Genomic DNA, 25,635 nt, shown 5'->3' on the forward strand with positions numbered 1-25,635 from the left:
AAGGAAGCATATGATCACAGGTGGAGATTTACGTCAATCAAGACTTGATATTGGTTATAAAACGTTCACGATCTCGCCCTGGGCCGTATCGGAAGGTTCTCTATCTCCAACAATCAAATGGAAGGTATTAGAAGGGCAGGAGTTTATTTTCCCATCTTTAGACAAGCAAAAAGAAATGCTGTCAATATTGCGGGGTGTACAACGGGTTGAAACTCTGAACGAATCTGTATCGAATTCATCCTCTAGTCTGTTTCTATCTGTCCTCACTGATATTTTTAAGAAGGGGCAGACAGATCCAAGTTGGACAAGTTGTTCATTAGCTGAATGCTCAGTCATTCAAACTGGTCTCGCACTGAGTAGCAAGCGAGAGTTCGATGAGAAAACAGTAAGCGTTCCATATCTTCGTGTAGCAAATGTCTATGACGGCCATTTTGACTTAGATGAAATTAAAGAGGTGGAGGTCACTCCTTCAATGTATGAGCGATATAGAGTTCTTAAGGGGGATATTCTGATCGCTGAAGGTGGAGATTACGATAAGGTTGGTCGAGGACACATTTGGAATGACGAAGTAAATGGGGTTATTCATCAAAATCATTTGTTCGCGATTAGGACCGATAGTGAAAAATTACTTCCAGAATTTTTTAACTACATGAAATCAAGCTTTATTGGAGTCAAGTTTTTTCTCGGGATAGCACAGCAAACCACCAATTTGGCAACAATCAATTCGACCCAGGTAAAAAAATTCCCTTGTGTATTTCCCTCTGTTGTTCGACAAAAAGAACTTGTCGCGCAGCTCGATATGCTTTCCAGATTCTCCACATCCATTTCTAAAAGAAAGGAAGGCATTCGAGATGTATATAAAGCAATTATAAATGGATAGTTAATATGTTTAACGAACAAACCGTCACAGAAAATGGAATTATCGACCGCTTAAAGACTTTAAGCGGCGTAAAGTGGACATACTGCTACGGTGAGAGCCTGCCCAAACAAGCGCAGGATATCTTTGTTGAAGAGTGGCTCAAAGATGCCTTGTGTTCGTTAAACCCCGATATCGCCAAGCAGCCGGATTACGCCGATGAAGTAATTTACAAGCTACGTGGTGTGGTGCTGGAAGCGCGTCATACCGGCTTGGTAAAGGCCAACGAAAACTTTCATGAATGGTTGATGGCCGAGAAGACCTTACCCTTTGGTGAGAATGGCGACCATATCACCATCAACCTGATTGATTTCGACAACATCGACAACAACCACTTTGTGGTCGCGCAGCAGGTGCACTATATCGCGGCTACCGAAGTCTACTTTGATATTGTGCTCTATGTGAACGGTATCCCCTTGGTGGTGGGCGAAGTAAAAACCGCTACCCGCCCGAGTGTGACCTGGCAAGACGGCGCCGCCGATTTTATGGGCGGTAAAAAGCACTACTGGAAGAACGTTGAACCCTACTTTGTGCCCAACTTGCTCTGTTTTGCCAGTGAAGGAAAGACCTTTGCTTATGGCGCCATCAATGCCCGGGTAAAAGATTGGGGCCCTTGGCACCATACCGATCTGCGCGATGAAATATTGCCTGGGTTGGCATCGGTTCTGGATAGCTGTGAAGGATTGTTAAATCCGCAAACCTTGTTGCAGTTGCTTGAATCCTTCGCTCTGTTCTCAACCATTAAAACCGGCAAAGACACCCCACCCAAGCGCATTAAAATCCTGCCGCGTTACCCGCAGTTTGAAGCGGCCAAGCAGATTGTCGAGCGGGTGCGCCAAGGCTACCCCAAAAAAGGGTTGATTTGGCACTTCCAGGGTTCAGGTAAATCCTTACTCATGCTCTACGCCGCTAAAATGCTGCGCTGTGACAATGTCCTAAAAAACCCCACTGTATTGATCGTGGTGGATCGTCGCGATCTGGACAGCCAGATTAATGAGACCTTTGGTGGGGCAGACGTTAAGAATCTGATCAAGGTGCAAAGCTGTAGAAAGCTCGGCGAGCATATTGGGCAAGACAGCCGTGGCATCTTAATCACCACCATCTTTAAGTTTAAAGATGTCGAGATTGACGACAGCAAACCGAATGGCCTTAACAACCGTGACAACATTATTGTACTGGTGGACGAAGCGCACCGGACACAGGAAGGTGGCTTGGGTGAGAAAATGCGCTGGGCTCTTCCCAATGCGCACTTCTATGGCTTAACCGGCACACCGATTTCAGGCATTGACCGTAATACCTTCAAGCTATTCGGAGCCGAAGATGATCCCGGCCGCTATATGAACCGCTATAGCTACAAACAATCGATCCGCGACGGTGCCACCAACCCCGTGAAGTTCGAACCGCGCCTGGCTGAGTTGCGAGTAGATCGTGATGCGATTAACGAAGAGTTCGAAAGGCTCGCCCAAGAAAACAATCTCGACGAAGAAGAAAAGGCTGCGCTCTCTAAACGCGCGGGCAAGTTAGCAGTAATGCTGAAAGCACCGAAACGTATGGCCGCTGTCAGCAATGATATTGCTGAGCACTTTACCAGCCACGTTAAGCCGAAAAAGATGAAAGGCATGGTAGTGGTGTACGACCGCGATGCCTGTGTGCAGATGTACTACTTGTTGGGTGACAAACTCGGCTTTGATGCCGTTGAAGTGGTGATGAACGTCGACCAGGCACCTGTAAAAGCCGAAGAAGGCGGTAAAAAAGATAAGCTCAATAAAGACTGGCGTAAGTGGCACGACGATTTAGAACTGCCGATTCAGCAAGAAGATTTTGAGCGTTGGCAGCAGATTGATGCCGAAGACCAAACCCAGAAAGACTTAATCGAAAGCTTTAAAGACCCCAAGCATCCGTTGCAGCTGATCATCGTCACCGCCAAATTGCTCACCGGCTTTGACGCGCCAATCTGCTACTGCATGTATTTAGACAAACCGCTGCGCGATCACACGTTGCTACAGGCCATGTGCCGTACTAATCGTCTGTATGAAACCGATGATGTGCGTAAAGACATGGGCCTGATCATCGACTATCTAGGCGTATTTGAAAACCTGCGCCCCGCACTGGCTTACAACCCGGAAGAAATTGATGGTGTGGTAGAAGGCATTGAAGCCTTTAAAGAGCTGTTGCCCGCCCAGTTAGATAAGTGCCTGTCTTACTTCCCAGGTGTTGACCGTACCCTGGATGGTTTTGAAGGCATTATGGCCGCGCAAGAGTGCTTGCCCACTAATGAAAAGCGTGATGAGTTTGCTGCCAGCTTTGGCGTGTTAGCCAAGCTTTGGTCCGCCATTAATCCAGATACCTTCTTAACCCCGTACCGCACAGACTATAAATGGCTGGCACAGATTTACGAATCTGTGCGTCCTGTTGGCCAAACTGGCGCTCTGGTATGGGCGGCTCTTGGCCCAGAAACCATTAAGATGATCCACGAGCACACCGACATCAACCGCATCCGCGATGATATCGACGAGCTGATCATGGATGAGCACGCCATTTTTACTCTTACAGACAAAGAGCAAGAGCAACGCGCTAAACGCCTGGAAATTGATCTGATGGGCCGCCTGCGTGGCAGTAACGACCCGAAGTTTGTCGAATTAGGCGAACGCTTGGAAAAACTGCGTCAAGACTACGAAGCGGGAGTAATCAAAGCTATTGATTGGTTAAAAGGCCTGTTAGACGCTGCTAAAGATACCGTTCAGGCTGAACGTGAAACCGGTGAGCATGTAGTGACCGAAGAAGACAACAAACAAGCCTTAACCAAACTCTTCTTGGAAACTCGCCCTGAAACCACGCCTAAGTTAATTGGCGATGTAGTAGAGCAGATCGACAAGATAGTTAAAGCCACCCGTTTTGAAGGCTGGCAAAACTCCAACAGCGGCCCGCGCGAAATCCAAAAAGCGCTATTGGTAACGCTGGCACAGTTTGGCTTGGGCAAAGACAAAGAGCTGTTCCAAAAGGCTTATGGGTACATAGAAGAGCATTATTGATGCAATACGTAGGCAGTGAGTTGGAAAGATTGGCGCTAATCAACACAGACCCTAATAGCGCAGATTTGTTGGGGCGAAGTGCTTTCAACCGTTACTACTATGCTGCTTTCCTCATCACAAGAAAACGCTTGGGTATATGCAACCTAACTGGAAAGGGACAGCGCACGCGGAAATACCAAACTTGTTGACAACTGGTTTGCGTAGGCCTGCAAAAGCTGCGTTGAAACAACAAGTCAAATTAGGCCTTCTAGGGAAGGTGCGAATAAGTCTGTGATATGAGATCATGATGTTCATCCGGAGCTGCACTCCAGGGGGGATCATGAGCCATCAACTCACCTTCGCCGACAGCGAATTCAGCAGTAAGCGCCGTCAGACCAGAAAAGAGATTTTCTTGTCCCGCATGAACCAGATTCTGCCATGGCAAAACATGGTGGAAGTCATCGAGCCGTTTTATCCCAAGGCTGGGAATAGCCGGCGGCCTTATCCGCTGGAAACCATGCTACGCATTCACTGTCTGCAGCATTGGTACAACCTGAGCGATGGCGCGATGGAAGACGCTCTGTACGAAATCGCCTCCATGCGTCTGTTTGCCCGGTTATCCCTGGATAGTGCCTTACCGGATCGCACCACCATCATGAATTTCCGCCACCTGCTGGAGCAGCATCAACTGGCCCGCCAATTGTTCAAGACCATCAATCGCTGGCTGGCCGAAGCAGGCGTCATGATGACTCAAGGCACCTTGGTCGATGCCACCATCATTGAGGCACCTAGCTCGACCAAGAACAAAGAGCAGCAACGCGATCCGGAGATGCACCAGACCAAGAAAGGCAATCAGTGGCACTTTGGCATGAAGGCCCATATCGGCGTTGATGCCAAGAGTGGTCTGACCCACAGCCTGGTCACCACTGCGGCCAACGAGCATGACCTCAATCAGTTGGGTAACCTGCTGCACGGTAAGGAGCAATTTGTCTCAGCCGATGCTGGCTACCAAGGAGCGCCACAGCGCGAGGAGCTGACCGAGGTGGATGTGGACTGGCTGATCGCCGAGCGACCCGGCAAGGTAAGAACCTTGAAACAGCATCCACGCAAGAACAAAACAGCCATCAACATCGAATACATGAAGGCAAGCATCCGGGCCAAAGTGGAACATCCGTTTCGCATCATCAAGCGGCAGTTCGGCTTCGTGAAAGCCAGATACAAGGGGCTGCTGAAAAACGATAACCAACTAGCGATGTTATTCACCCTGGCCAACCTGTTTCGGGTGGACCAGATGATACGTCAGTGGGAGAGATCGCACTAAAAACTGGGAATAACGCCTTAGATGGCGAAGAAACGGTCTAAATAGGCTGGTTTGAGGTGTTTTCGGGAGAAATAATCGGTCCAGACACGCGAAAATTTAATCGGTGAGCCAGCTTGGGAAGACATGCCCCGCTTGTTCGCACCTTCCCTAGCTGCATACAGTTGAAATATGATCGGGTAGCCGGGGGTTTCTAGCCCCCAGCCCCCACAACACCCTGCGTGCGGGTCCGCACAGGGCGTTTCACTTAGAATGGTGAAGCCGTATCCAACCATCGCGCAACGCAAACAATCCTTGGGATTTCAGATAGGCGTTCGATAACGCCTGCTAGATCCCCGGGGTTTTCGAGCTACGCCATGGGCCTTTACTGGTGATGCCACATGCCACCGCCGTCCGAACGTGGACGCCCCGGCTCATCAGGTTCCGTACCTTGGTGCGCGGCTTTCGCCACTGCCGCCAGTAGGCCATCCGTATCCGGCGGCGGATCCATTGATCCAGCTCCACGCAGAGTTGATAGCAGTTGGCGATACCAAAGTAGTGGATCCAGCCGCGCAGGTATTGGCTGGTTTTGAAGAGTTGATACTCCATCGCCACGCCCCAGTTGCGGTTGGTCAATCGTCTGACTTGCTGCTTGAAGCGTTGCAAGGTTTTCGGGTGAATGAGGATCTTCCCCGTCTTGAAGGTAAACCCCAGGAACTTACTCTCCGAGGTTTTGACGACATGGCTTTTGCTGGCGTTGACCACCAGTTTCAAACGCTGTTGCAAGTAGCGGCTGATGCTGGCCAGTACGCGCTCTCCCGCTCGCCGACTCCTCACCAGTATGGTGAAGTCATCGGCATAGCGGGCGAAGGCGTGGCCACGCTTTTCCAGCTCTTTGTCCAGTGGGTCGAGCATGATGTTGGCCAACAGCGGCGATAACGGACCGCCCTGTGGCACACCTTCCCGACTCTCCTGACGCTGCTGGTTAGCGATAAACCCGGCTCGCAGGTATTGGCCAATCAGGCTCAGTAACCGCTTGTTGTTGATCTTGGCGCCCAGTTTACTCATGAGTAGATCATGGTTTACCCGGTCGAAGAACTTCGACAGATCCACATCGACCGCAAAGCTGCGGCCTTGCTTGATGAGGCGCTGTACCTGTTTCACCGCATGCTGCCCGTTTCGAGGGGGCCGGAATCCGAAACTGTTATCCGAGAAGCCGGGGTCGAAGATGGGCGTCAGCACCTGTCAACGTAAATCAATGGTTAGGGCAATAGATCACGAATGTCGCAATTGAGAACCTCTGCAAGCTGATACGCTTTCTCCAGGGTGATGTTGACCTCACCCCGCTCAATCCTACCGACATAGCTTCTGTCAATCTCTGACAGCAGAGCCAGCTTATCTTGCGAAATCCCGATTTGTATTCTTTTCTGGCGAATGCGTTCACCGAATTTGATCGCTAAGTCTTTCATTTCTCGTCTCTCATAAAGACGAGAACTATCCAGAGTTGTCGCGAACATAACCACGGACTATAATCCGCAACCGTTAAAGCCTGTGATGTTCTTTCACCCCGACAACGAGACTATACGATGCCCCCAAAGAAAAAGACTCTTTCGCCTCCGTTCTATCAAATTCTCGTAGTGCAGAGTCTTGATCACTTCACAGTCAAAGTGCTTAGGGATTCCTATATCAAATTTATGGCTGTTCCCGAGGGAGACGCGGAAAGAAGGGATGCATACCGGAAGGTCTACCGACAAGTAGTGCGACTGCAACGCAATGATCTTGTTGAGAAAGTGCCAAATACTGGTGGCGCGGTGAAGTACAGAAAAACGCCGAAGTTTCATGAAACACTGTTCGTCGAAAACCGGCAAGAAGAGCCATGTGACGAAAAGCCAATGGATGGTGTGTTGTCCCCTAATGCCATGACTAACAGCCATGTCTTATCGGAACTGCACCTCAAAGCCCATAATTACCAAGTCGATTTGTTAACCGCTATCGGAGAGACCGAAGAATATCAACGGCTTGCTAAGGAGTTTCCTTCCATTCAGTCCTTGTTTGATGCGGACTACCGAGAGGCTAGAGAGAAGAGCTCCAAACTATTAGGGCAACTAAAGGCGATCCAAACCGTCATAATGCAGCATTCGCAAAGGGCCTGATGATGCATTTACGCAAATGGCAGGCAACTTGCGTTGAGCAAGCCCTCATACACTATGAGAACTCTCGCCATTTTCTGTGCTTAGCCACGCCAGGTGCGGGAAAAACCACAATGGCTGCGGAACTAAGCCGTCGTTTGCTCGTGGATGACAAGATCGACTTCATTCTTTGTTTCTCTCCTTCCGTAGCAGTGGCTGAGGGGATGCGCTTATCCATGAGTAGGGTGCTGGAGCGACGCTTTGATGGGATTATTGGTGCTGCCGGCTGTAGCTACACCTACCAAAACTTGTTGTTCTTCAAAGAGGATTTCTGGCAGCTGTTTGCATCTCACAACGTGATGGTCATCTTTGATGAGATCCATCACTGTTCGGGCACTGAACCCGATAATGCAAACGCCTGGGGAGAGGAAATCCTACTCAATATTCAGGATCAAGCGACTTATACGTTGGCCTTAACAGGAACGCCATGGCGTTCAGACCAAGCCCCGATTGTACTGGCCCGTTATGCGGATCCAGACAACCGAATTCAATGCGACTATCGGTATGGCCTCAGAGAGGCAATCGAGGATAGGGTCTGCCGACGACCTAAAATCGTCCTGATTGATAACGATCTGATCTCTGTTTACTTCTCCTCAGAGACAAAATCCTACTCATCCCTTGCAGAGCTATTTAACCAACAAGATATCCGCTACGGGGAGTTAATTTCGCATCCTGTCGCGATTCGCCACATGCTGAGTACTGCCAATCAACGACTCAGGAAAATGCGAGAAGAGGTACCCAATGCAGCAGGCCTGGTGGTCGCAGCGTCGGTTGAACATGCTGCGTTGATCACCCAGATATTGGCAACAGAGATGAACCAGCAAGCGGTTCTAGTGACCTATAAAACACCGGATGCGGCTGCACAGATCGAAAAGTTCCGTTCAAGCGATGCGGCCTGGATTATTAGCGTCGGGATGATAAGTGAAGGCACAGATATTCCACGTCTTCAGATCTGCTGTCATCTTTCGCTGATTCGAACTGAACTGCACTATCGGCAGGTTCTCGGGCGTGTGTTACGTATAACAAAAACAGGCCTTCAAGAGGGATGGTTTTACACATTTGCAGAGCCTGAATTGGTTACTTTTGCAGGGCGGATTGCTGATGAGTTGCCCGAACAGCGGGTACTAATATACGAATCACACACCAGCAACATTGCATCCTCAGAGCATATCTGTGCAAGTACGCCGCAACGAACTATCGAGTCAACAAACATTTCATGGGGTGAAAAATCGGATGCAAGTGTGGCATTGACAAACAATGACCATGGAATACCGATAGCTGATTCGGTGCAAATTAAATTGCTTGGACGGTTTCGCGAAAAGATTATAGCTACATTTTGAGTGTTACACCGTCCACTTTTGTGCTGTGCCTATGGTTGGGAAAAGCCGTAGTAACTAACAAAATGGTGTATAGCGTCTAACTTAGTGAGCTAATTGGTGTGTTACTAACATTTTTTTTTGTAAACCTAGCGTGGTTACCCTCAAGCCCTTTGATACCGGCGTTCTAACACTTTTAGGCTGATACTCTACATCTCAGTAGCTGCCGAGACTTGGGTCCCCTCACTGACGATGAGGCCGGCACTGGCGCGCTGGGCATAGTATTCGGCCATCAGCGCATTGGCCACATCACCAGGCTGGCTGGCCCGGGAGCGGGTCATGGGCGGCATGACAATCCGGTTGGCAAGTTGGAAATGGCCCAGCCGCAGTGGGCAGAACAGGGGATCCTGAGACATGGTATGGCTCCTCAATGGCTGACGCGTCAGCACCAATGGATAACAGATGCCTCACTCTAGCGTGCTGGGGAGCCGGGAAAAACCGGGTCGACGGCAAAACAGTGCTGCCCGGCGTGCAGCAATCGGCCATGGTCTTTGCGGCTTAAGCCAGCCCCAAACGTTTGGCCAGCCGGTTGAGATTGGCTCTATCCAGTTGCAGATCGCGGGCGGCGGCACTCCAGTTACCATCCTGGGTCGTGAGCGCCTGCAGGATGCGTTGTTTCTGGTAGGCATCGACGGCATCGCGCAGCGGCAGCTGATCCAGGGTTGGCGTAATGGGGGTGGGGTGCATCTCTGCCGTCCGCTCATCGGATGGGGCAGACACAGGGCTGCTCTGGGTGTGCAGATCCAGCTGTTCGGCGCGGATCAGCGGCCGCTGGGCATTCTCCCGCGCCGCCTTGAGGCTGGCACGCATCAGCAGGTGCTCCAGCTCGCGCACATTGCCCGGCCAGTCGTATTCCCGCAACCGCAGCAGTGCCAGCGGATGCAGGCCAATCTGTTTGAGCCCCAGCTTGCTACGGGCCAGATCGAGAAAATAGCCGCACAGCAACTCCAGATCGGCAATGTGCTCGCGCAGCGGTGGTACAGCGATGGGGTAGACCTTCAACCGGTGGTAGAGATCGGCGCGAAACCGGCCCTCGCGCACCTCCAGCTCCAGATCCCGGTTGGTGGCCGCCAGCAGCCGCACATTGACGCGGTGCGGTTTGTCGGCACCGACCCGCTGCACTTCCCCCTGTTGCAGGGCGCGCAGCAATTTGGCCTGCAAACTCAGCGCCAATTCGCCGATTTCATCGAGGAACAGGGTGCCGCCATCGGCCAGTTCGAACTTGCCGGCCCTATCGCTGATGGCGCCGGTAAAGGAGCCCTTGAGATGACCAAACAGCTCGCTTTCGGCAATCGACTCCGGCAGGGCGGCGCAATTGACATGGACCAGTGCCTGCTCGGCCCGGCGGGATTGGGAGTGCAGGGTGCGGGCGACCAGCTCCTTGCCGGTGCCGGTTTCACCTGTGATCAACACCGCCAGATCGGTGGCGGCGACCAGGCGGATCTCCTCCCGTAACTGCTGTAACAGGGGGCTATGGCCGATGAGTTCTCCCTCCCGGCGCTGGGCTTCCTGCACCAGCTCCCGGGCCAAGGCTTTTTGTTGCTCGCTGGCCTGCTCCAGGGCGCGGATCAGCGCCACATTACGCAGGGTGGCCGCTGAGAGCGCGGCAAAGACGGCCACCGTCATATCGTCGATACCATCGAAGGCCCCTGGGGTCAGGGCATCCAGGGTCAGTACGCCTACCAGTTGCTGATCCACATACAGGGCGCAGCCCATGCAGGCATGCACATCCGCCTTGCGCTCTGGATCATTGGCCAACCAGCCATCGAAGGGGTCGGGCAGCCCGGCCTCATCGGGGAAGCGCACCGGGTCACGGCTTTCCAGGATCCGCGCCAGTCGTGGATGCTCGCGGGGAATGAAGCGCTGCCCCATCAGCTCGGGGGCCAGGCCGTGCAGAGCCACCGGCAGGAGCTCACCTTCCTGCAATTTCAACAATGCCACCGCATCGCAGGGCAATACATCGCAGATAGCCTGCACCAGACGCTGGTATTGCAACTCGCCGGGCATCGAGGTCGACAAGCCGACGGCGATCTGGAGCCAAGCTTGATCGCGCGGTTGCGGGTGACGACTCATCGGAACTACCTCGATAGAAGCGGATTATGACTGGTGGCTATCCTACCTAAAGCTGGCTCGGGAATACACGTTTGTGCTACCCGTTTGCTTGGCAACGTGAAGCGGCAGGCTCTGTGAAGCCGCTGGCGTTGCGCTCAGCCGATCAGCACCGGCTCGCCGAGAAACTTGGGTTGCTTGTCGAGGATGTAGACATCCAGCAGACACAGCACCCGCGCCATCAACTCGCGGATCCGGGTCTTGAGCCCCGAGTAGGCATCCACATCCCGGGCATTGAAGCCGATGGCCTGAATGCCGAAGTGACGGGCCAGATAGAGGGCCCGCTCATTGTGAAATTGCTGGGAGACTATGGTGTAGCTGCGTTGCCCGAACACCGCATTGGCGCGGACTATGGAGTCCAGGGTGCGAAAACCGGCGTAGTCGCTGTAGATGCGCTCGGCCGGGATCCCGGCGCGGATCAGGGCGCGGCGCATCTCGCGGGGTTCGTTATAGCTCAGGGTGGCGTTGTCGCCGGAGACCAGAAAATAGGAGGCCTTGCCCTGCCGATAGAGCTCGGCGGCGGCGGCGATGCGGTTGTGAAAGTACTGGTTGCGCCCGCCATCACTGAGAAAGCGCGAGGTGCCCAACACTACGGCCACCTTGTTGTAGGGGATGAGGGCGGCATCCTGATAACTGTACTTGCGCATATCAGAGACCAGATAGTCGGCCAGGATCACCAGCAACACGGATAACAGCAACAGGCTTGCCGCCGTCCAGCCCAGCAGGTACCAGCCCCGGCGGTGCTGGGCGAGTCGGATGATTCGTTGGCATCCGGCAGCCATCCCCTGACGCAGAGCGTCGCGAAGTCGTTGCCGATAGAGAGGTTGCTGTGACATGGCTGCTGGTTAGGCTCCCGCTGCGAAACCGGATGGCGTATATCCGGTTTCTTGGTAGAGGCCATCAGGGTACTACCCCACGGGGGGCGGGTAAACGGGTGCTCATCCCACAGTACGCCACAAGGGGCTGATTGCGCAAAAATGCGCCAACTGCGGTGTGACTTTGCCATCATCCCTAGCTCTCATGGTTAGCTCAACCGTGTGCCTCGCCTTTGCTAATTCACTGACACCGCAAACTCACTGGCACCGGAGAAGACTCCGGCCTTTTTTATGCAGCCGCTATGCGCGGGGGCTCACGCACTCGGATTGGCAGAGCAGATCGGCTGAGATCTCGAGAGTAAAAAAAAGTTAAAAATTTGTGTAAGAAAATTCAGGGTGACTCCGACTATGTCATAGCAAGAGAAGAGAATCAGCGCGTCTGGCTTCTCCTCTCGACTGCCATGACCCGGGCCTATGCCCATCTTGATTGACCTCTACAGGAGTTCCACCATGACCAAATCAACTGCTGCTGCCACCCTTGCCCTGGCGTTGGGATCCGTACTGACTGTCGCTGCTGTCCCGGCTTTCGCCGCGGATACCGCCGGGATGGAAAAATGTTACGGCGTCGCCCTCAAGGGTAAAAATGATTGCAAAGCCGGGGCTGGAACCACCTGCGCGGGTACGGCGAAGATGGATTATCAGGGCGATGCCTGGAAGATGGTGCCGGCGGGGACCTGCGTGCAAACCGCATCCCCGACATTGCCGACCGGCATGGGGCAGTTAGACGCCTTCCAGGCCAAGTAGAGCTGAGCTGCCATCCTTGAAGGAAGCCGACCATGAATGCCATGACGCAACATGAGTTGCTCAGAGCTGCTTCCTCTTTCCAGCACGGAGGGGCCATGCCCCTTCGTGCCGGGATAGGGCTCAAGCCTGAACATTTTATCGAGATCCTGGAGACTCGGCCCACCGTGGGCTTTTTTGAAATCCATGCCGAAAACTACATGGTCGATGGGGGGCCGTTTCACCACTACCTGACCCGGATCCGCGAGCTGTATCCCTTATCGATTCACGGCGTCGGGCTCTCCATTGGCGGGGAGCAACCGCTCGACCAGGCCCACTTGCAACGCCTGGCCGCCCTGCTGGATCGCTATCAGCCCGAGTTGTTCTCCGAGCATCTGGCTTGGGCCAGCCATGGCGGGCACTTTTTGAATGACCTGTTGCCGTTGCCCTATCACGCCGGAACTCTGCAACGGGTCTGCGCACATATCGATCAGGTGCAGGAGGTATTGCAACGCCCCCTACTGCTGGAAAATCCGGCGACCTATCTGGAGTTTGCCACCTCGGATCGGAGTGAACCCGAGTTTATCCGCGACATTCTGCAACGCACCGGCTGCGGCTTGTTGCTGGATGTCAATAACGTCTATGTCTCCAGCATCAACCATGGTCGAGATCCTTATGCTTATATCCGGGCGCTGGCCGGTTTGTGGATCGGTGAAATCCATCTGGCAGGATTTGCCAGAGACCGGGATGCGGCCGGCGATCCACTGCTGATCGACAGCCATGGCGCCCCCATCGCCGAGGCGGTGTGGCACTTGTATGAGTTTACCTTGCAGCAGTTGGGGCCCGCTCCGACCCTGATTGAACGGGATCAGAATATCCCGTCACTGGCGACCCTGTGCGCCGAGGCGCAACAGGCCGAGCTGCGTCTTAGAGGGGTGGCTTGCATGCAACCGCGGCAGACAGCGCTATGAGCGGGCAACAGGATTTTTATCAGGCGTTAGGGCGCCCGGAAGGACCGCTGCCGACGGGGCTTCACACCTGGAATGGCTCCGATCCGGGGCGCCGCTTTGCCGTCTACCGGAACAATGTGCTGGCGTCATTAATAGATGCCTTGGCGGATAGCTTTCCGGTGGTACAAGCCCTGGTTGGGGAGCCATTTTTTCGGGCCATGGCCCAGATATATGTCCGGGAGTGCCCTCCTGAGTCGCCCATTCTGGCGGAATACGGCGATCGATTGCCGCAGTTTATCCGTCAGTTTGCTCCAGCCGCCGCTGTGCCCTATCTGGCCGATGTCGCGCAACTGGAATGGTTGCGCATCCGGGCGTTTCACAGTGCGGATGGCACGCGCGTCTCTACGGCCACTCTGGCGACGGTCTGGGCTGATGTCGAGCACTTGCCGGATCGACAACTCACCCTGCATCCGTCGTTGCAGCTGATCCGTTCACTCTATGCGGTGGTCTCTATCTGGGCCGCCCATCAGGGAGACGGTGCACTGACGACGCCTCATCAGATCCAGCAACAGTTGGCAAGCCTGCGGCTGGATAGCCCGCAACAGGCGCTGCTGCTGCGGACAGGGCTGACCGTGGATCTGATCCCTGTAGATGCAGGAACCCATGCGTTCATCACTGGCTTGCAGCGGGGTCTGACGCTGGGCGAGGCCATGGCTCAGGCCAGCCAGCAGCATACCGGATTCGAGGTAACCCCAGGCTTGACGCTACTGATCCAGCAGGGGGCCGTGATGGGCTTTTCTGACCCATTAACCCATTAACCCATTGTCCCATTGACCCATGAATCCCGGGAGATAAGAGATGAACAACCCGACAGAGCTCAAGCGGGCTGGAAACAGTCGCGCATCGACCATCATCGCCATGCTGTGTAACGCGTGTCAGCGTATTCCGGACAGTGCTATCGCCTTACTGGCGCGCTTTTCCATCGCCGCCATTTTCTGGCAATCGGGGCAGACCAAGGTCGAGGGATTGGTCATCGATCTGCTCGCCGGCCGGGTGGAGCTGGGCTGGCCCCGGCTGAGTGATTCGGCCCTGTATCTGTTTCGGGAGGAATACCGTCTGCCACTGCTCGATCCGCAAGTGGCGGCACTGGTCGCAGCCTCGGCCGAACATTTACTCCCTGTGCTGCTGTTGCTAGGGCTGGGTACCCGCCTGGCGGCGAGCGGCTTGCTGGTCATGACAGCGACCATCCAACTGCTGGTTTACCCGGATGCCTATGCCACCCATGGCGTCTGGGCGGTCGCGTTATTGTTTTTGCTGGCCAAGGGGGCGGGGCGCTTCTCGCTGGATCATGGGTTGGCGCGCCGGTATGGTGTCACCGCGCGCTGAGTCATCAGCAAGTCCGTGTGGATGGCTTGCCGGGTCAAGATGCCCCGACTCAAGAGTGGGAGTCATCCTCCGGCGGCTGTTTTCCCTGCACATAGAGACGGGTGATCTGACGGATGGAGCCCATCTGTTGGTCAAAGTTACGGCAGCCGGTACACATCATCAGATGTAGTTTCAGCGTCATCCGCTCGTTGAGGGTCAGAGGCCGATCCAGGCTTTCCGAGAGTAGGCGCGTGGCCTCGCGACAGTTCAGCATGATGACTTCTGCTCCATAAACCAGCGGCTATCCAGACACTCGCGTAACCGCATGCGGGCTCTGTAGAGCATGACATTCAGATTACTCAGCGAAATCTCGACGGCGCTGCAGATCTCGTCGGATTCCAGTTCGATAAATTCACGCATCATAAAGACGCGGGCCTGAGCCCCCGGCAGATTCTCCAGACAGGCCTCGAACACGCGCCAGAATTGTCCCTCGCGCACCGCCTCGTGGGGATTTCCCCAATCGCCCGGCCGCTCGTCGGAAGGCCAATGGCCGCGCGCATCGAACAGGGCGGCGAAGTCCTGCTCTTCATCCTCACTGCGCAGCAGACTGCTGGCATCGGTGACGCGTAGTTTGTAGCGCAGAGTATCGGCAATCTTATGCTTGAGAATGGCAAACACCCAGGTCTTGAGTGCCGCCCGGCCTCCGAAGGCTCGGGCATTCTGCAGGGCACCGGTGAGTGCCTCTTGTACGGCATCTTCCGCTAGCGCATGGTCGGCCAGTTGCAGGAGCGCAAATCGCAGCATCTGCTGGCGCAGATCGGCCAGAAATTGGTTATCCAGTAGCTGCAGACTCTGCTCGCCCGGGTTGTCGTCCATCACCGTGGGTGCTCTTTCTGTCATGGGTCATTCCTTGCGCCTGCTGGCCGCTGAGCTCTGGTCATACTGTAACGGGGGCCGCCCCGAAGTGATAGTCTAAGAAACCTGATCAAGGGAGATGGAAGGGCTGGATGAGCGGGACTCTTGATGTGGAGTCCCGAGCTTGTTCGAGCGTCGGGGAGAGGGGATATCCCCATTCCGCTTGCCCACTGTTTATCTTCTTTGCCTTATTTTACTTCCTTGCCCTGGGCTTGCAGATCCGCATGGTAGGAGGAGCGGACGAAGGGGCCGCAGGCGGCGTGGGTGAAGCCCAGATCCAGTGCGATTGCCTTGAGCTCATCGAACTCGTGGGGCGGCACATAGCGCTTCACCGGCAGGTGGTGACGGCTGGGCTGCAGATACTGGCCCAGGGTCAACATGGTAACGCCGTGGGCGCGCAGATCTTTGAGTACCTCGACGATCTCGTCGTTGGTCTCCCCCAGACCCATCATCAAGCCGGATTTGGTCGGCATATCCGGATGTTGCTCGCCCATACGGCGCAGCAGCTCCAGCGACCATTTGTAGTCGGCCCCCGGACGCGCCACGCGGTAGAGGCGGGGAGCAGTTTCCAGATTGTGGTTGAATACATCCGGCGGATTGGTTTTGAAGATCTCCAGCGCTGTGTCCATGCGGCCGCGGAAGTCCGGCGTCAGGGTTTCGATGCGGGTGCTGGGTGACTCCTCCCGGATGGCGCGAATGGAGTCGGCAAAGTGCTGGGCACCGCCATCGCGCAGATCGTCCCGATCCACCGAGGTGATGACCACATACTTGAGTTTCATCTCGGCAATGGTGCGACCGAGTTTGCGCGGCTCGTCGCTGTCCGGAGCCAGCGGGCGGCCATGGGCGACGTCGCAGAACGGGCAGCGGCGGGTGCAGATAGCGCCCAGGATCATAAAGGTGGCTGTGCCGTGGTTGAAACACTCGGACAGATTCGGGCAGGAGGCTTCTTCACACACCGAGTGCAGATTGTTCTTGCGCATGATGTTCTTCACCGCCTGGATCTTCTCGCTGGTGGCGGGCAGACGGATACGCATCCAGTCCGGTTTCTTCAGCGGTGCCTCATCGGCATCCGGCATGAATTTCACCGGGATCAGCGCCATCTTGTCGGCATCACGCAGTTTGATGCCGGGCTCTACGCGTACAGGTTTGCTCATCACTCAGCTCTCGGTTAGTTCAGTCCAGGTGGAATAGTCAATCAAGCGGGTCAGCTCGCCCAGTAACAGGGGCTCGGCTTCGGCCACGGTTTGCGGGCCGCCCAGCGTGGCGGTCTGGGTCATCGCCAGACCGGCATAGCCGCAAGGATTGATATGGCTAAAGGGGGTCAGATCCAGGTTGACGTTCAGAGCCAGACCGTGGAACGAGCAGCCGCGGCGGATGCGCAGCCCCAGTGAGGCAATTTTGGCGCCTGCCACATAGACGCCGGGGGCATCGGGCTTGGCGACCGCCTCGATCCCGGAGCGGGCGAGCAGGGCAATGACCGCCTGCTCCATCGCCGTCACCAGTTGCCGGACACCCAGCCCCTTACGGCGGACATCAATCAGCAGATAGGCAATCAGCTGGCCGGGACCATGATAGGTGATCTGGCCGCCGCGATCCGACTGCACCACCGGGATATCGGTCTGATGCAGCAGGTGTTCGGCTTTACCGGCCTGGCCCTGGGTATAGACGGCCTCGTGTTGCAGCAACCAGATTTCATCGGGAGTGTCGGCGTCCCGCTGATCGGTAAACGTCTGCATATCCTGCCAGGTTTGCAGGTAGGGACGGATGCCGAGGTGACGCACGATCAAGGGCATTTGCTGCAACATTGTTTCCTTTTTGTAAAATTCGCCGGTCATTATAACCAGCGACTGGATGATTACCAGTCAGATGTGAGGCCGATCACAGCACCATCCGCACCAGCTCCAGCTTGCCCAGTGCCACATACATGGTCTCCAGGTGTTCCTTGCTGGTGGCAGTGACTGTGACGCTGACCGAGACATAATTGCCTTTGGCGCTGGGGCGCAGGGTTGGCGAATAGTCGGCTGGCGCGTGTTGCTGCAGCACGGCAACGACTTGATCGGCCAGCTCGGGGTGGGCAATTCCCAGCACCTTGAACGGGAACTGGCAGGGGAACTCGAGGAGTTCATCAAACTTGGTATTCAGCGACATGGTGTTCTCTCTTGCTGGCCTCGCCTGATGGCCGGCGATGGCGTGATACGGGGGTTCTATTCATTCTGGACCAATAAACAGGCCCTGACATGCAGGGCCTGTTTCGTCTGTCTTCAGCGTGCTGGCTTAGCCAATCAGGCGCTGGAACAGCAGGATCAGGTAATCCCACAGGCGGCTGAAGAGGCTGCCTTCATTCACCTCTTCCAGTGCGACCAGCGGATACTGGGCGACATCCTTACCATCCAGCTTCAGGAAGATGATACCGACTTGCTCTCCCTTCTTGATGGGGGCATCCAGTTCGTTTTTCAACTGGAAATCAGCCTTGAGCTTGCCACTGCTGTTGCGGGGGATGACCAGACTGATGTCCCGATCGGTTCCCAGCTTGATCTCGTTCTTGTCACCCATCCACACCCGTTGGGTCGCGAGCTCAGCGCCCAGCTTGTAGGGGGTCACGTTCTGGTAGAAACGGAAACCGTAGGTCAGCAGCTTCTTGCTCTCTTCAGCGCGCTGCGCTTCGCTACCGGAGCCGATGACCACGGCGATCAGGCGCATGTTGTCCGGACCCGTGGCCGAGGAGACCAGGTTATAACCCACTTCGCTGACGTGACCGGTCTTGATGCCGTCCACCGCCAGACTCTTGTCCCACAGCAGGCGATTGCGGTTGTGCTGGACTATGCCGTTGAAGGTGAACTCTTTTTGCGAGTAGATGGCATATTCGCTTGGCAGATCACGGATCAGCGCCTGACCCAGCAGGGCCATGTCGTAAGCGCTGGAGTAGTGGTTCTCGTTATGCAGTCCATGGGCGTTGACGAAGTGGGTCTCTTTCATCCCCAGACGATCGGCCCACTGGTTCATCAGGCTGGCGAATGAGTCTTCGGAGCCGGCGATGTGTTCGGCCATGGCGATACAGGCATCGTTACCGGATTGGATGATGATGCCCTTGTTCAGGTTATCCACACTGACCTGCTTGCCGACTTCGATAAACATCTTTGACGAATCGGAGTAGTTCTTGGCCCAGGCGTTCTGGCTGATGGTGACCATGTCATCCGGTTTCATGCGGCCGGACTTGAGCTCCTGGCCGATGACATAGGAGGTCATCATCTTGGTCAGACTGGCGGGCGGCAGGCGCTCATGTTCGTTATTGCCGAACAGCACTTGACCTGTGTGGTAGTCCATCAGCAAAAAAGCTTTGGCAGCAATTTGCGGTGGGCTGGGCAGTGCCACGGGAGCCTGAGCAGGCATCGGCTTCGGATCCGGCTTCGGTTGCGCATCAGGCGTCGGAGTGGAAGTTGCAGCAACAGCCGTCATCGACAGCGCTATAGAGGCACAAAGCAGAAAGGGTTTCGCCAGTTTCAAAATCGTGATCCTTTGTGAGTAGCCTGTGAGCAGGCAATTCTGCGAAGGGCGCTACTATAACAAAGTGTGATCCCCTTGGCAGCCAGGAATTGGTTGAAGTTTGTGGGCGTGCAGACTCAATAGACGAAGTAAGCGCTGTTCAGGCCCGCATCCTTGACCACCGCCAGCATGACATCGGCTTGCTGGGGAGCCATGGGGCCCATGTGTAGGCGGTAGACCTGATTGGCGCTTACTATGGTGATGGGCGTGCCGAATTTTTGGCTCAGCCGGCTGGCTTCTTCCCGCGCCCTTTGTGCCGAGTCGGTGGCCAGTAACTGGATGGTTTTGGCTTCGCTGCGGGCGATCATCTCGTCGGCATTGGCCGGACGTGGGGGATGGACCAGATCCAGGCGGACTTTGGCCACCCCCTGACCCACGATCCCCAGGCGCTGGGCGGCACCATAGGAGAGATCCAGGATGCGGTCACCATGGAAGGGACCCCGATCGTTGACTCGGACGATTAGGGAGCGGCCATTCTCCTTATTGGTCACCCGGATATAGCAGGGGATCGGCAGATGCTTGTGCGCCGCCGAAATATCGTACTGGTTGTAGGTTTCGCCATTCGAGGTGTATTGGCCATGAAAACCGGGACCATACCAGGAGGCTGTGCCCTCTTCGCTGTATTGCTCGATATCCCGCCATACCTTGTAGGATTGGCCAAACACCTCATAGTCCTTGTTACCGATACGGCTGTAAGTTTCGAAACGTGGTGCCACCCCGGCTACGGGGATCAGGGCCGGATCCAGTCGTCCGTAATCCTTGCGGATCGCATAGCGATTCGGCTGATTGGTGGCTTGTTCGCTCTCGGGCAAGGGGCCGGCGACCGTGCGGAAGTTAAAGCCGCTGTCATCGGTGGATTCGGTGTGGATCTTGGTTTTAGCGATGCGGGTCCGGTATTCACGGACCTCGGTGACGCAGCCCGTTAACATCGACAACATGACTGTGGCCAGAAGCCAATAGCTGATTCCTTTCATGTCGTTCCATTCCTGTGTTGTGCTAATGCCGCCGGAAATACTCCATCATTCCAGAGTGACGCGCAGCTGGTTTCAATGAGCCCAAGGTAAGGGGTGGTATTTTTGACCCACTTGGGGATGACGGTCAAGTTTTCACCGTCGTTGGCGGGATCCGGATCGGATCCCTGGTTCAATTCACACAAGGTTCAATTCACAAAGAAGGCTTGCTGGTAGCCCGCGCCACGCAGGCGTTGCAACATGGACTCGGCCTCTTTGCGCTCCAGAGGACCCAGATGCAGGCGGTAGATCTGGTTGGCGTTGACCACCCGGATGGGTTTGCCAAAGCGCTGAGTCAGTTCACGGGCCGCATCCTTGGCCTTCAGCGCCGAGTTGGTCGCCATCAGCTGAATGGTCCGTGCCTCATGGCGGGCAATGATCTCGGCGGCGTTGGCGGGTGGTGTTACTTTCACCAGTTCGACCCGAACTTTGGCCGTGCCAGGCCCCAGGATCCCCAGTTGGTTCGCCGCACCGCGGGAGAGATCCAGGATGCGGTCACCGTGGAACGGGCCGCGGTCATTGACCCGGACTACGATAGCCTTGCCATTCTCCAGATTGGTGACTTTCAGATAGGAAGGCAGCGGCAGGTTCTTGTGTGCGGCCGAGACATCTTCCTGGTTATAGAGTTCGCCATTGGAGGTGTAGAGACCATGAAAGCCGGGTCCATACCAGGAGGCGGTGCCTTCTTCCTGGTAATGTTCAATCCCGTTCCAGACCTTATAGTCGCGGCCGAAGACCTGGTAATCCTTGTTGCCGATGCGGCTGGGGGGCTCGAATCTGGGCGTTACGCCACCCACGCCGGTCAAATCCAGATCCTGGGTGGATTGCGCTGGCGCGGGTAAACGCTTGGCCGTCGGACTGCTACAGGCAGTCAACGTCAGTATCAACAGCAACAGCAGCAGGATCGGATTATTGATCATGATAGGCGGCTATCTTCTCGCTGAGTTGGTAAACGGCCATGGCATACAGGGGGCTACGGTTATAACGGGTGATGACATAGAAATTATGGCGTAGCACCCAGTATTCCGTGCCCATGGCCTGATCCAGTTTAAGCAATTTCACCGGAGTTGCAGGCGCCAAGGTTGTGCTCAGGGTCACACCTGCAGCTTGCAGTTGCTGCCAGCTCTGATTGATCTCCAGTTTGCCATCCAGCAAGGTCGCCACCTTGCTGGCATCTGCGACTTGAGCAAGGTGCGCAACCGGTTCACCCCAGTGCCACTCATGTTCGGCAAAGTAGTTGCCGACACTGCCGATGGCATCGGCGGGATTGGCGAATAAGTCGATGTGGCCGTCGCCATCGAAATCCCGGGCAAAATGCAGATAACTGGTTGGCATAAATTGCCCCATGCCCATGGCGCCCGCATAGGATCCTTTCGGGTTGCGGAGTGGCCAGTCTTGCTGTTTGGCCAGTTTGACGTACTGGGCAAACTCCTTGCTGAAATAGGGAGCCCGCGCCGGATAGTGAAAGCCCAACGAATAGAGCGCATCCAGTACCGGATGTTCCCCCATCTGGCTGCCGTAGCGGGTCTCGACCCCTATGATGGCGACGATTATCTCGGCGGGAACCTTGAGCTGCTGCTCAGCCTTGGCCAACCAGTCGGCATGCTGCTGCCAGAACAGCACCCCGTTACGCACCCGGGCTTCGGTGATGAACAGCGGCCGGTACTGGTACCAGGGCTTGGCTTCCCAGGGTTTCTGAATCGCATCGATGACGGGTTGCCGCAGTTGTGCCTGACCGATGGCCTGTTGCAGATCAGTCAGCGGGATCTGCAGATCCTGACTCAACTGCTGTAATCGTTGTTGATCGGCCGTGGTCATCTCCGCCGCCGAGGCGACCAAGGCAGAACAACTGAGCAGCAGGGCAAGCAGATAGTGCATGGGATGATTTCCGGATCAGGCCAGCAGGCGGCGGTGGGTATGGATGGACATCAGAATGCCAAAACCGGCGGCCAGCGTCACCATGGAGGTGCCACCGTAACTGATGAGCGGCAACGGCACTCCGACTACGGGCAGCAAGCCGCTGACCATGCCGATATTGACGAAGACATAGAAGAAGAAGGTCAGCGTCAAGGCGCCGCCCAGCAAGCGCTCGAACGACCCCTGTGCTTGCAGGCTGATGCTCATGCAACGGCTGATGACATACAGATACAGGCACATCAACAGGATGAAGCCAATCAGACCAAACTCTTCACTGAACACCGCGAAGATAAAATCGGTATGTCGCTCGGGCAGAAATTCCAGCTGGGATTGGGTGCCATTGAGCCAGCCTTTGCCGAACAGGCCGCCGGAGCCGATGGCAATCTTCGACTGGATGATGTGATAGCCGGTGCCCAAGGGGTCGGTTTCCGGATCCAGGAAGGTCAGTACCCGTTGACGCTGGTAGTCGTGCATCAAAAAGAACCAGAGCACGGGCAAGAAACTGGCCGCGGCTAAGCCGGCCGCCAGGATCAGATACCAGTTAACTCCCGCCAGGAAGATGACGAACACCCCGGAGACGGCCACCAGGATCGCGGTCCCCAGATCCGGTTGTTCGGCAATCTGCAGGGTTGGAACCAACACCAGCAGCAGGGCGATGACGATCTGTTTGAAAGTCGGGGGCAAGGCATGGCGACTGAGATAGGCCGCTATGGTCATCGGCATGATGATCTTCAGGAATTCGGAGGGCTGGAACTTGATAAATCCCAGATCCAGCCAGCGCTGGGCGCCTTTGCCGATATGACCGAATACCATGACACACAGCAGTAACACGATACAGACCGCGAAGGCCGGCGGTGCCCAGCGGGCATAGAAGGCGGGCGGAAACTGGGCCATGAAGATCATGAGTCCGAACGCCATGCCGGTACGCAGCAGTTGGCGTCCCAGCATCTCGGTATGCATGCCGGAGGCGGAGTAGAGTACCACCAGACTGACGCAGAGCAGCGCTAACAGTCCGAACAACAGCGGCAGATCGATATGGAAGCGCTGCCAGAATGTGACACCGTGTCGTTGATTCATGGATGTTCCTCAGGGGCGGGTGTTGGTGTCGCTTCGGGACCAATCAGGTAAGCATCCAGCATGGCTCGGACTACGGGGGCAGCGTTGGCACTACCACCACCGGCGTTTTCCAGGATCAGCGACACCACGCCTTTGGGCGCCTCGTAGGGGGCGAAGGCGACGAACAGGGCGTTATCCCGGTGCTCCTCTTTCAGTCGCTTGGCATCGTATTTCTGATCCTGCTTGAGGCCGACCACCTGGGCAGTCCCGGATTTTCCGGCCGCCTTGTAGGGGGTATTGGCAAAGGCGCGGCGCCCGGTTCCTTCAGTGCCGTTGATGACCCGGTACATGCCCTCCATCGCTACCTTCCAGTAACTATCGTCTTTGACACTCAGCGCCTGATCGGTGGGTTCACGGAACGGCTCTTGATGGCCATCCCCTTCACGGATCGACTTCAACAGGTGAGGGATCACATTGTGGCCATGCTGGGTCAGTATGCTATGGGCGCGAGCCAACTGGATCGGGGTCGCGGTCCAGTAGCCTTGGCCGATGCCGATGGAGATGGTGTCACCCAGATACCAGGCTTGCTTGCGGCGTAGGCGTTTCCAATCCCTAGACGGCATGACGCCCATGGTCTCTTCGTAGATATCCAGGCCGGAGTAGTTACCGAAGCCGAACGCCGTCATGTAGCGGTTGATGGTATCAATGCCGGTGCGGTAGGCCAGATCGTAGAAGAAGGTATCGGCCGAAACCTCGATGGCGCGATAGACATCCAACCAGCCATGTCCCCACTTCTTCCAGTCGCGGAATTTATGGGTGGAGCCGGGCAGCTGGAAGAAGGGGCCGCCAAAGTAGCGACTAAACGGCGTGATGGCACCTTCATTCAACCCCATCACCGCCAGTAGCGGCTTGACGGTGGAGGCGGGGGCGTAACCGCCCTGGCTCACCCGGTTGATCAACGGACGGGATGGATCGTTGAGCAGGGCCGCATACTCCTTGGTACGGATGCCGCGCACAAACAGGTTCGGGTCATAGGTCGGCGAGGAGGCCAGCGCCAGCACGGCGCCGCTCTTCGGCTCCATCAGCACGATACCAGCACGATGCCCGGCCAGCAGCTCTTGAGCTTTCTTCTGCAGTTGCAGATCCAGCGTCAGGTTAATATCCCGGCCGGCGATCGGTGGCTGATACTTGAGGGTGCGGATCACCCGCCCGCGATTATTGACCTCGACTTCCTGATAACCAGCCTGGCCATGCAACAACTCTTCGTAGTATTTTTCGACGCCCAGTTTGCCGATGTCGCGGCTGGCGGCGTAGTTGGCTAACTTGCCTTGCTCATCCAGCTTTTGCAGATCCGTGGTATTGATGCGGGCGACGTATCCCAGCGCATGGGTGAAGGTATCGGCAAAGGGATAAAAGCGTTTCAGGTAGGCTTCGATGCTGGCCCCGGGATACTTATGCTGGTTCACCGAAAAGGTGGCGACCTGCTCTTCGCTCAGTTGATCGGCCAGCGTGATGGGGTTGAAGCGGCGATGACGCTGCACCTCTTTGAGAAAGCGCTCTTTCTCTTCCGGATCCAACTTGAGAAGCACGATCAGCTCATCGAGGACGTTGGGCAGATCATCGACCTGCTCCGGAATGATTTCCAGGCTGAAGACCGGGCGGTTTTCCGCCAGTAGCACACCGTTGCGATCAAAGATCAAGCCACGGGGCGGCGCGACCGGAACCACCTTGATGCGGTTGTCGTTGGAGCGGGTCTGGTAATCATCATGATGAATCACCTGGACCACATACAGGTTCATCAACAGCATCAAGGTCAGGACCATGACCCCAGCCATGGCGACCATGGCGCGGCGACGAAACAGGGCCGCCTCGGCGTTGTTATCCTTGATGGAGATGCGCTGCTGAAGCATGGATCACTCTCTGTGGTAAGGGTGATTGGTGGTAATACTCCAGGCGCGGTACAGGCTTTCCGCCACCACCACCCGCACCAGCGGATGGGGTAACGTCAGCGGCGACAGCGACCAGCTCTGTTCGGCCAGAGCCTTGCATTCGGGGGCCAGCCCTTCCGGGCCGCCGATCAGCAAGGCGACATCGCGGCCATCGAGTTTCCAGGCTTCCAGCTGTTGTGCCAACTGCTCCGTGGTCCAGGGTTTGCCGGGAATATCCAGGGTGACAATCCGGGCATTTTTACCGGCGGCGGCCAGCGTCAATTCGCCCTCCTTATGCAGGATGCGGGCGATGTCGGCGTTCTTACCCCGTTTACCTGCCGGGATCTCGACCAGCTCCAGCGGCATATCCTTGGGAAAGCGGCGCTGGTACTCATTGAAACCTGTCGTCACCCAGTCCGGCATCTTAGTGCCGACGGCAATCAGCTGGATCTTCATGC

At 55.8% G+C, this 25,635-nt stretch carries 24 protein-coding genes and 2 pseudogenes; 9 read left to right on the plus strand and 17 right to left on the minus strand.

Translation table 11 applies throughout. The features are described 5' to 3' along the window. From ACYVG7_RS00015 to ACYVG7_RS00025, 3 genes are all read left to right on the plus strand, one after another. Positions 1 to 880 (plus strand): restriction endonuclease subunit S (locus ACYVG7_RS00015; protein ID WP_460881213.1); only part of this gene is annotated, 880 nt, incomplete at its 5' end. Positions 881 to 885: 5 nt separating this feature from the next. After that, positions 886 to 3,948 (plus strand): type I restriction endonuclease subunit R, encoded by a 3,063-nt coding sequence (locus ACYVG7_RS00020; RefSeq protein WP_460881214.1) that lies wholly within the window; start codon positions 886 to 888, stop codon positions 3,946 to 3,948. A 319-nt stretch (positions 3,949 to 4,267) separates the two neighbouring features. After that, the gene (locus ACYVG7_RS00025; protein WP_460881215.1) at positions 4,268 to 5,248 is read left to right on the plus strand and encodes an IS5 family transposase; all 981 of its coding nucleotides are present in this window, start codon (positions 4,268 to 4,270) and stop codon (positions 5,246 to 5,248) included. Between the two features lie 324 nt (positions 5,249 to 5,572). On the opposite strand, the gene ACYVG7_RS00030 is transcribed toward ACYVG7_RS00025, so the two are convergent. Both ACYVG7_RS00030 and ACYVG7_RS00035 read right to left on the minus strand, forming a co-directional pair. Further along, positions 5,573 to 6,466, minus strand: a complete 894-nt coding sequence (locus ACYVG7_RS00030) for a reverse transcriptase domain-containing protein (RefSeq protein ID WP_460881216.1) — start codon at positions 6,464 to 6,466, stop codon at positions 5,573 to 5,575. Between the two features lie 20 nt (positions 6,467 to 6,486). Continuing rightward, the gene (locus ACYVG7_RS00035) at positions 6,487 to 6,693 is read right to left on the minus strand and encodes a helix-turn-helix domain-containing protein (RefSeq protein ID WP_124813995.1); all 207 of its coding nucleotides are present in this window, start codon (positions 6,691 to 6,693) and stop codon (positions 6,487 to 6,489) included. Positions 6,694 to 6,810: 117 nt separating this feature from the next. Between ACYVG7_RS00035 and ACYVG7_RS00040 the strand changes: the two genes are divergently transcribed. Together ACYVG7_RS00040 and ACYVG7_RS00045 are read left to right on the plus strand one after the other, a co-directional pair. Then, positions 6,811 to 7,377, plus strand: coding sequence for a hypothetical protein (locus ACYVG7_RS00040; RefSeq protein ID WP_460881217.1), 567 nt, complete (start codon positions 6,811 to 6,813; stop codon positions 7,375 to 7,377). Positions 7,378 to 7,379: 2 nt separating this feature from the next. Continuing rightward, on the plus strand, positions 7,380 to 8,753 hold the full coding sequence (locus ACYVG7_RS00045) for a DEAD/DEAH box helicase (protein ID WP_460881238.1): 1,374 nt from the start codon (positions 7,380 to 7,382) through the stop codon (positions 8,751 to 8,753). 206 nt (positions 8,754 to 8,959) lie between these two features. On the opposite strand, the pseudogene ACYVG7_RS00050 reads toward ACYVG7_RS00045, so the two are convergent. The 3 genes and pseudogenes from ACYVG7_RS00050 to ACYVG7_RS00060 form a co-directional block, all read right to left on the minus strand. Then, a pseudogene (locus tag ACYVG7_RS00050) lies at positions 8,960 to 9,145 on the minus strand (oxidoreductase); the annotation flags it as partial. 142 nt (positions 9,146 to 9,287) lie between these two features. After that, entirely contained in the window at positions 9,288 to 10,862 is a 1,575-nt protein-coding gene (gene norR / locus ACYVG7_RS00055) for a nitric oxide reductase transcriptional regulator NorR (protein WP_460881218.1), read from the minus strand. A gap of 137 nt (positions 10,863 to 10,999) precedes the next feature. Next, positions 11,000 to 11,599: pseudogene (locus ACYVG7_RS00060) on the minus strand (SanA/YdcF family protein); the annotation flags it as partial. Positions 11,600 to 12,223: 624 nt separating this feature from the next. Between ACYVG7_RS00060 and ACYVG7_RS00065 the strand changes: the two are divergent. From ACYVG7_RS00065 to ACYVG7_RS00080, 4 genes are read left to right on the plus strand one after another with little or no spacing between them, the layout of a single operon-like run. Then, positions 12,224 to 12,517, plus strand: a complete 294-nt coding sequence (locus ACYVG7_RS00065) for a BufA1 family periplasmic bufferin-type metallophore (RefSeq protein WP_460881219.1) — start codon at positions 12,224 to 12,226, stop codon at positions 12,515 to 12,517. 32 nt (positions 12,518 to 12,549) lie between these two features. Further along, positions 12,550 to 13,464, plus strand: coding sequence for an MNIO family bufferin maturase (bufB, locus tag ACYVG7_RS00070; RefSeq protein ID WP_460881220.1), 915 nt, complete (start codon positions 12,550 to 12,552; stop codon positions 13,462 to 13,464). Further along, positions 13,461 to 14,261 (plus strand): HvfC/BufC N-terminal domain-containing protein, encoded by an 801-nt coding sequence (locus tag ACYVG7_RS00075; protein WP_460881221.1) that lies wholly within the window; start codon positions 13,461 to 13,463, stop codon positions 14,259 to 14,261. The genes bufB and ACYVG7_RS00075 overlap by 4 nt, the downstream gene beginning before the upstream one ends. A gap of 40 nt (positions 14,262 to 14,301) precedes the next feature. After that, entirely contained in the window at positions 14,302 to 14,829 is a 528-nt protein-coding gene (locus ACYVG7_RS00080) for a DoxX family protein (RefSeq protein ID WP_460881222.1), read from the plus strand. A gap of 49 nt (positions 14,830 to 14,878) precedes the next feature. Here the strand turns inward: ACYVG7_RS00080 and ACYVG7_RS00085 are convergent, their stop codons facing one another. The 12 genes from ACYVG7_RS00085 to rlmH form a co-directional block, all read right to left on the minus strand. Then, positions 14,879 to 15,082: a zf-HC2 domain-containing protein gene (locus ACYVG7_RS00085; protein ID WP_460881223.1), complete on the minus strand. Its 204-nt coding sequence runs from the start codon at positions 15,080 to 15,082 to the stop codon at positions 14,879 to 14,881. Beyond that, positions 15,076 to 15,708, minus strand: a complete 633-nt coding sequence (locus ACYVG7_RS00090; protein ID WP_460881224.1) for an RNA polymerase factor sigma-70 — start codon at positions 15,706 to 15,708, stop codon at positions 15,076 to 15,078. The genes ACYVG7_RS00085 and ACYVG7_RS00090 overlap by 7 nt, the downstream gene beginning before the upstream one ends. Before the next feature lie 203 nt (positions 15,709 to 15,911). Beyond that, positions 15,912 to 16,877 carry a lipoyl synthase gene (gene lipA, locus ACYVG7_RS00095; protein ID WP_460881225.1) on the minus strand — a complete coding sequence of 322 codons (966 nt, stop codon included), beginning with the start codon at positions 16,875 to 16,877 and terminating at the stop codon, positions 15,912 to 15,914. A 3-nt stretch (positions 16,878 to 16,880) separates the two neighbouring features. Then, the gene (gene lipB, locus ACYVG7_RS00100; protein ID WP_460881226.1) at positions 16,881 to 17,528 is read right to left on the minus strand and encodes a lipoyl(octanoyl) transferase LipB; all 648 of its coding nucleotides are present in this window, start codon (positions 17,526 to 17,528) and stop codon (positions 16,881 to 16,883) included. 73 nt (positions 17,529 to 17,601) lie between these two features. Beyond that, positions 17,602 to 17,865, minus strand: coding sequence for a DUF493 family protein YbeD (gene ybeD / locus ACYVG7_RS00105; protein ID WP_460881239.1), 264 nt, complete (start codon positions 17,863 to 17,865; stop codon positions 17,602 to 17,604). A gap of 132 nt (positions 17,866 to 17,997) precedes the next feature. Then, a complete protein-coding gene (locus ACYVG7_RS00110) occupies positions 17,998 to 19,230 on the minus strand; it encodes a serine hydrolase (protein WP_460881240.1) in 1,233 nt (410 codons plus the stop codon). Positions 19,231 to 19,343: 113 nt separating this feature from the next. Next, entirely contained in the window at positions 19,344 to 20,240 is an 897-nt protein-coding gene (locus ACYVG7_RS00115) for a septal ring lytic transglycosylase RlpA family protein (RefSeq protein ID WP_460881227.1), read from the minus strand. A 185-nt stretch (positions 20,241 to 20,425) separates the two neighbouring features. Beyond that, a complete protein-coding gene (locus ACYVG7_RS00120; RefSeq protein ID WP_460881228.1) occupies positions 20,426 to 21,196 on the minus strand; it encodes a septal ring lytic transglycosylase RlpA family protein in 771 nt (256 codons plus the stop codon). Then, positions 21,186 to 22,154, minus strand: a complete 969-nt coding sequence (mltB, locus tag ACYVG7_RS00125; protein WP_460881229.1) for a lytic murein transglycosylase B — start codon at positions 22,152 to 22,154, stop codon at positions 21,186 to 21,188. Before mltB ends, ACYVG7_RS00120 begins: the two co-directional genes overlap by 11 nt. Positions 22,155 to 22,169: 15 nt before the next feature. Further along, positions 22,170 to 23,270 carry a rod shape-determining protein RodA gene (gene rodA / locus ACYVG7_RS00130; protein ID WP_460881230.1) on the minus strand — a complete coding sequence of 367 codons (1,101 nt, stop codon included), beginning with the start codon at positions 23,268 to 23,270 and terminating at the stop codon, positions 22,170 to 22,172. After that, positions 23,267 to 25,159, minus strand: a complete 1,893-nt coding sequence (gene mrdA, locus ACYVG7_RS00135; protein WP_460881231.1) for a penicillin-binding protein 2 — start codon at positions 25,157 to 25,159, stop codon at positions 23,267 to 23,269. Before mrdA ends, rodA begins: the two co-directional genes overlap by 4 nt. A 3-nt stretch (positions 25,160 to 25,162) precedes the next feature. Further along, positions 25,163 to 25,633, minus strand: a complete 471-nt coding sequence (rlmH, locus tag ACYVG7_RS00140) for a 23S rRNA (pseudouridine(1915)-N(3))-methyltransferase RlmH (protein ID WP_460881232.1) — start codon at positions 25,631 to 25,633, stop codon at positions 25,163 to 25,165. Between the last annotated feature and the right edge of the window lie 2 nt (positions 25,634 to 25,635).

The organism is Pseudaeromonas pectinilytica, from assembly GCF_054780855.1.

Coding starts and splice junctions, on each gene's coding strand:
- ACYVG7_RS00020 (WP_460881214.1), top strand. CDS start 886: ATGTTTAACGAACAAACCGTCACAGAAAATGGAATTATCGACCGCTTA.
- ACYVG7_RS00025 (WP_460881215.1), top strand. CDS start 4,268: ATGAGCCATCAACTCACCTTCGCCGACAGCGAATTCAGCAGTAAGCGC.
- ACYVG7_RS00035 (WP_124813995.1), bottom strand. CDS start 6,693: ATGAAAGACTTAGCGATCAAATTCGGTGAACGCATTCGCCAGAAAAGA.
- ACYVG7_RS00040 (WP_460881217.1), top strand. CDS start 6,811: ATGCCCCCAAAGAAAAAGACTCTTTCGCCTCCGTTCTATCAAATTCTC.
- ACYVG7_RS00045 (WP_460881238.1), top strand. CDS start 7,380: ATGCATTTACGCAAATGGCAGGCAACTTGCGTTGAGCAAGCCCTCATA.
- norR (WP_460881218.1), bottom strand. CDS start 10,862: ATGAGTCGTCACCCGCAACCGCGCGATCAAGCTTGGCTCCAGATCGCC.
- ACYVG7_RS00065 (WP_460881219.1), top strand. CDS start 12,224: ATGACCAAATCAACTGCTGCTGCCACCCTTGCCCTGGCGTTGGGATCC.
- bufB (WP_460881220.1), top strand. CDS start 12,550: ATGAATGCCATGACGCAACATGAGTTGCTCAGAGCTGCTTCCTCTTTC.
- ACYVG7_RS00075 (WP_460881221.1), top strand. CDS start 13,461: ATGAGCGGGCAACAGGATTTTTATCAGGCGTTAGGGCGCCCGGAAGGA.
- ACYVG7_RS00080 (WP_460881222.1), top strand. CDS start 14,302: ATGAACAACCCGACAGAGCTCAAGCGGGCTGGAAACAGTCGCGCATCG.
- ACYVG7_RS00085 (WP_460881223.1), bottom strand. CDS start 15,082: ATGCTGAACTGTCGCGAGGCCACGCGCCTACTCTCGGAAAGCCTGGAT.
- ACYVG7_RS00090 (WP_460881224.1), bottom strand. CDS start 15,708: ATGACAGAAAGAGCACCCACGGTGATGGACGACAACCCGGGCGAGCAG.
- lipA (WP_460881225.1), bottom strand. CDS start 16,877: ATGAGCAAACCTGTACGCGTAGAGCCCGGCATCAAACTGCGTGATGCC.
- lipB (WP_460881226.1), bottom strand. CDS start 17,528: ATGTTGCAGCAAATGCCCTTGATCGTGCGTCACCTCGGCATCCGTCCC.
- ACYVG7_RS00115 (WP_460881227.1), bottom strand. CDS start 20,240: ATGAAAGGAATCAGCTATTGGCTTCTGGCCACAGTCATGTTGTCGATG.
- ACYVG7_RS00120 (WP_460881228.1), bottom strand. CDS start 21,196: ATGATCAATAATCCGATCCTGCTGCTGTTGCTGTTGATACTGACGTTG.
- mltB (WP_460881229.1), bottom strand. CDS start 22,154: ATGCACTATCTGCTTGCCCTGCTGCTCAGTTGTTCTGCCTTGGTCGCC.
- rodA (WP_460881230.1), bottom strand. CDS start 23,270: ATGAATCAACGACACGGTGTCACATTCTGGCAGCGCTTCCATATCGAT.
- mrdA (WP_460881231.1), bottom strand. CDS start 25,159: ATGCTTCAGCAGCGCATCTCCATCAAGGATAACAACGCCGAGGCGGCC.
- rlmH (WP_460881232.1), bottom strand. CDS start 25,633: ATGAAGATCCAGCTGATTGCCGTCGGCACTAAGATGCCGGACTGGGTG.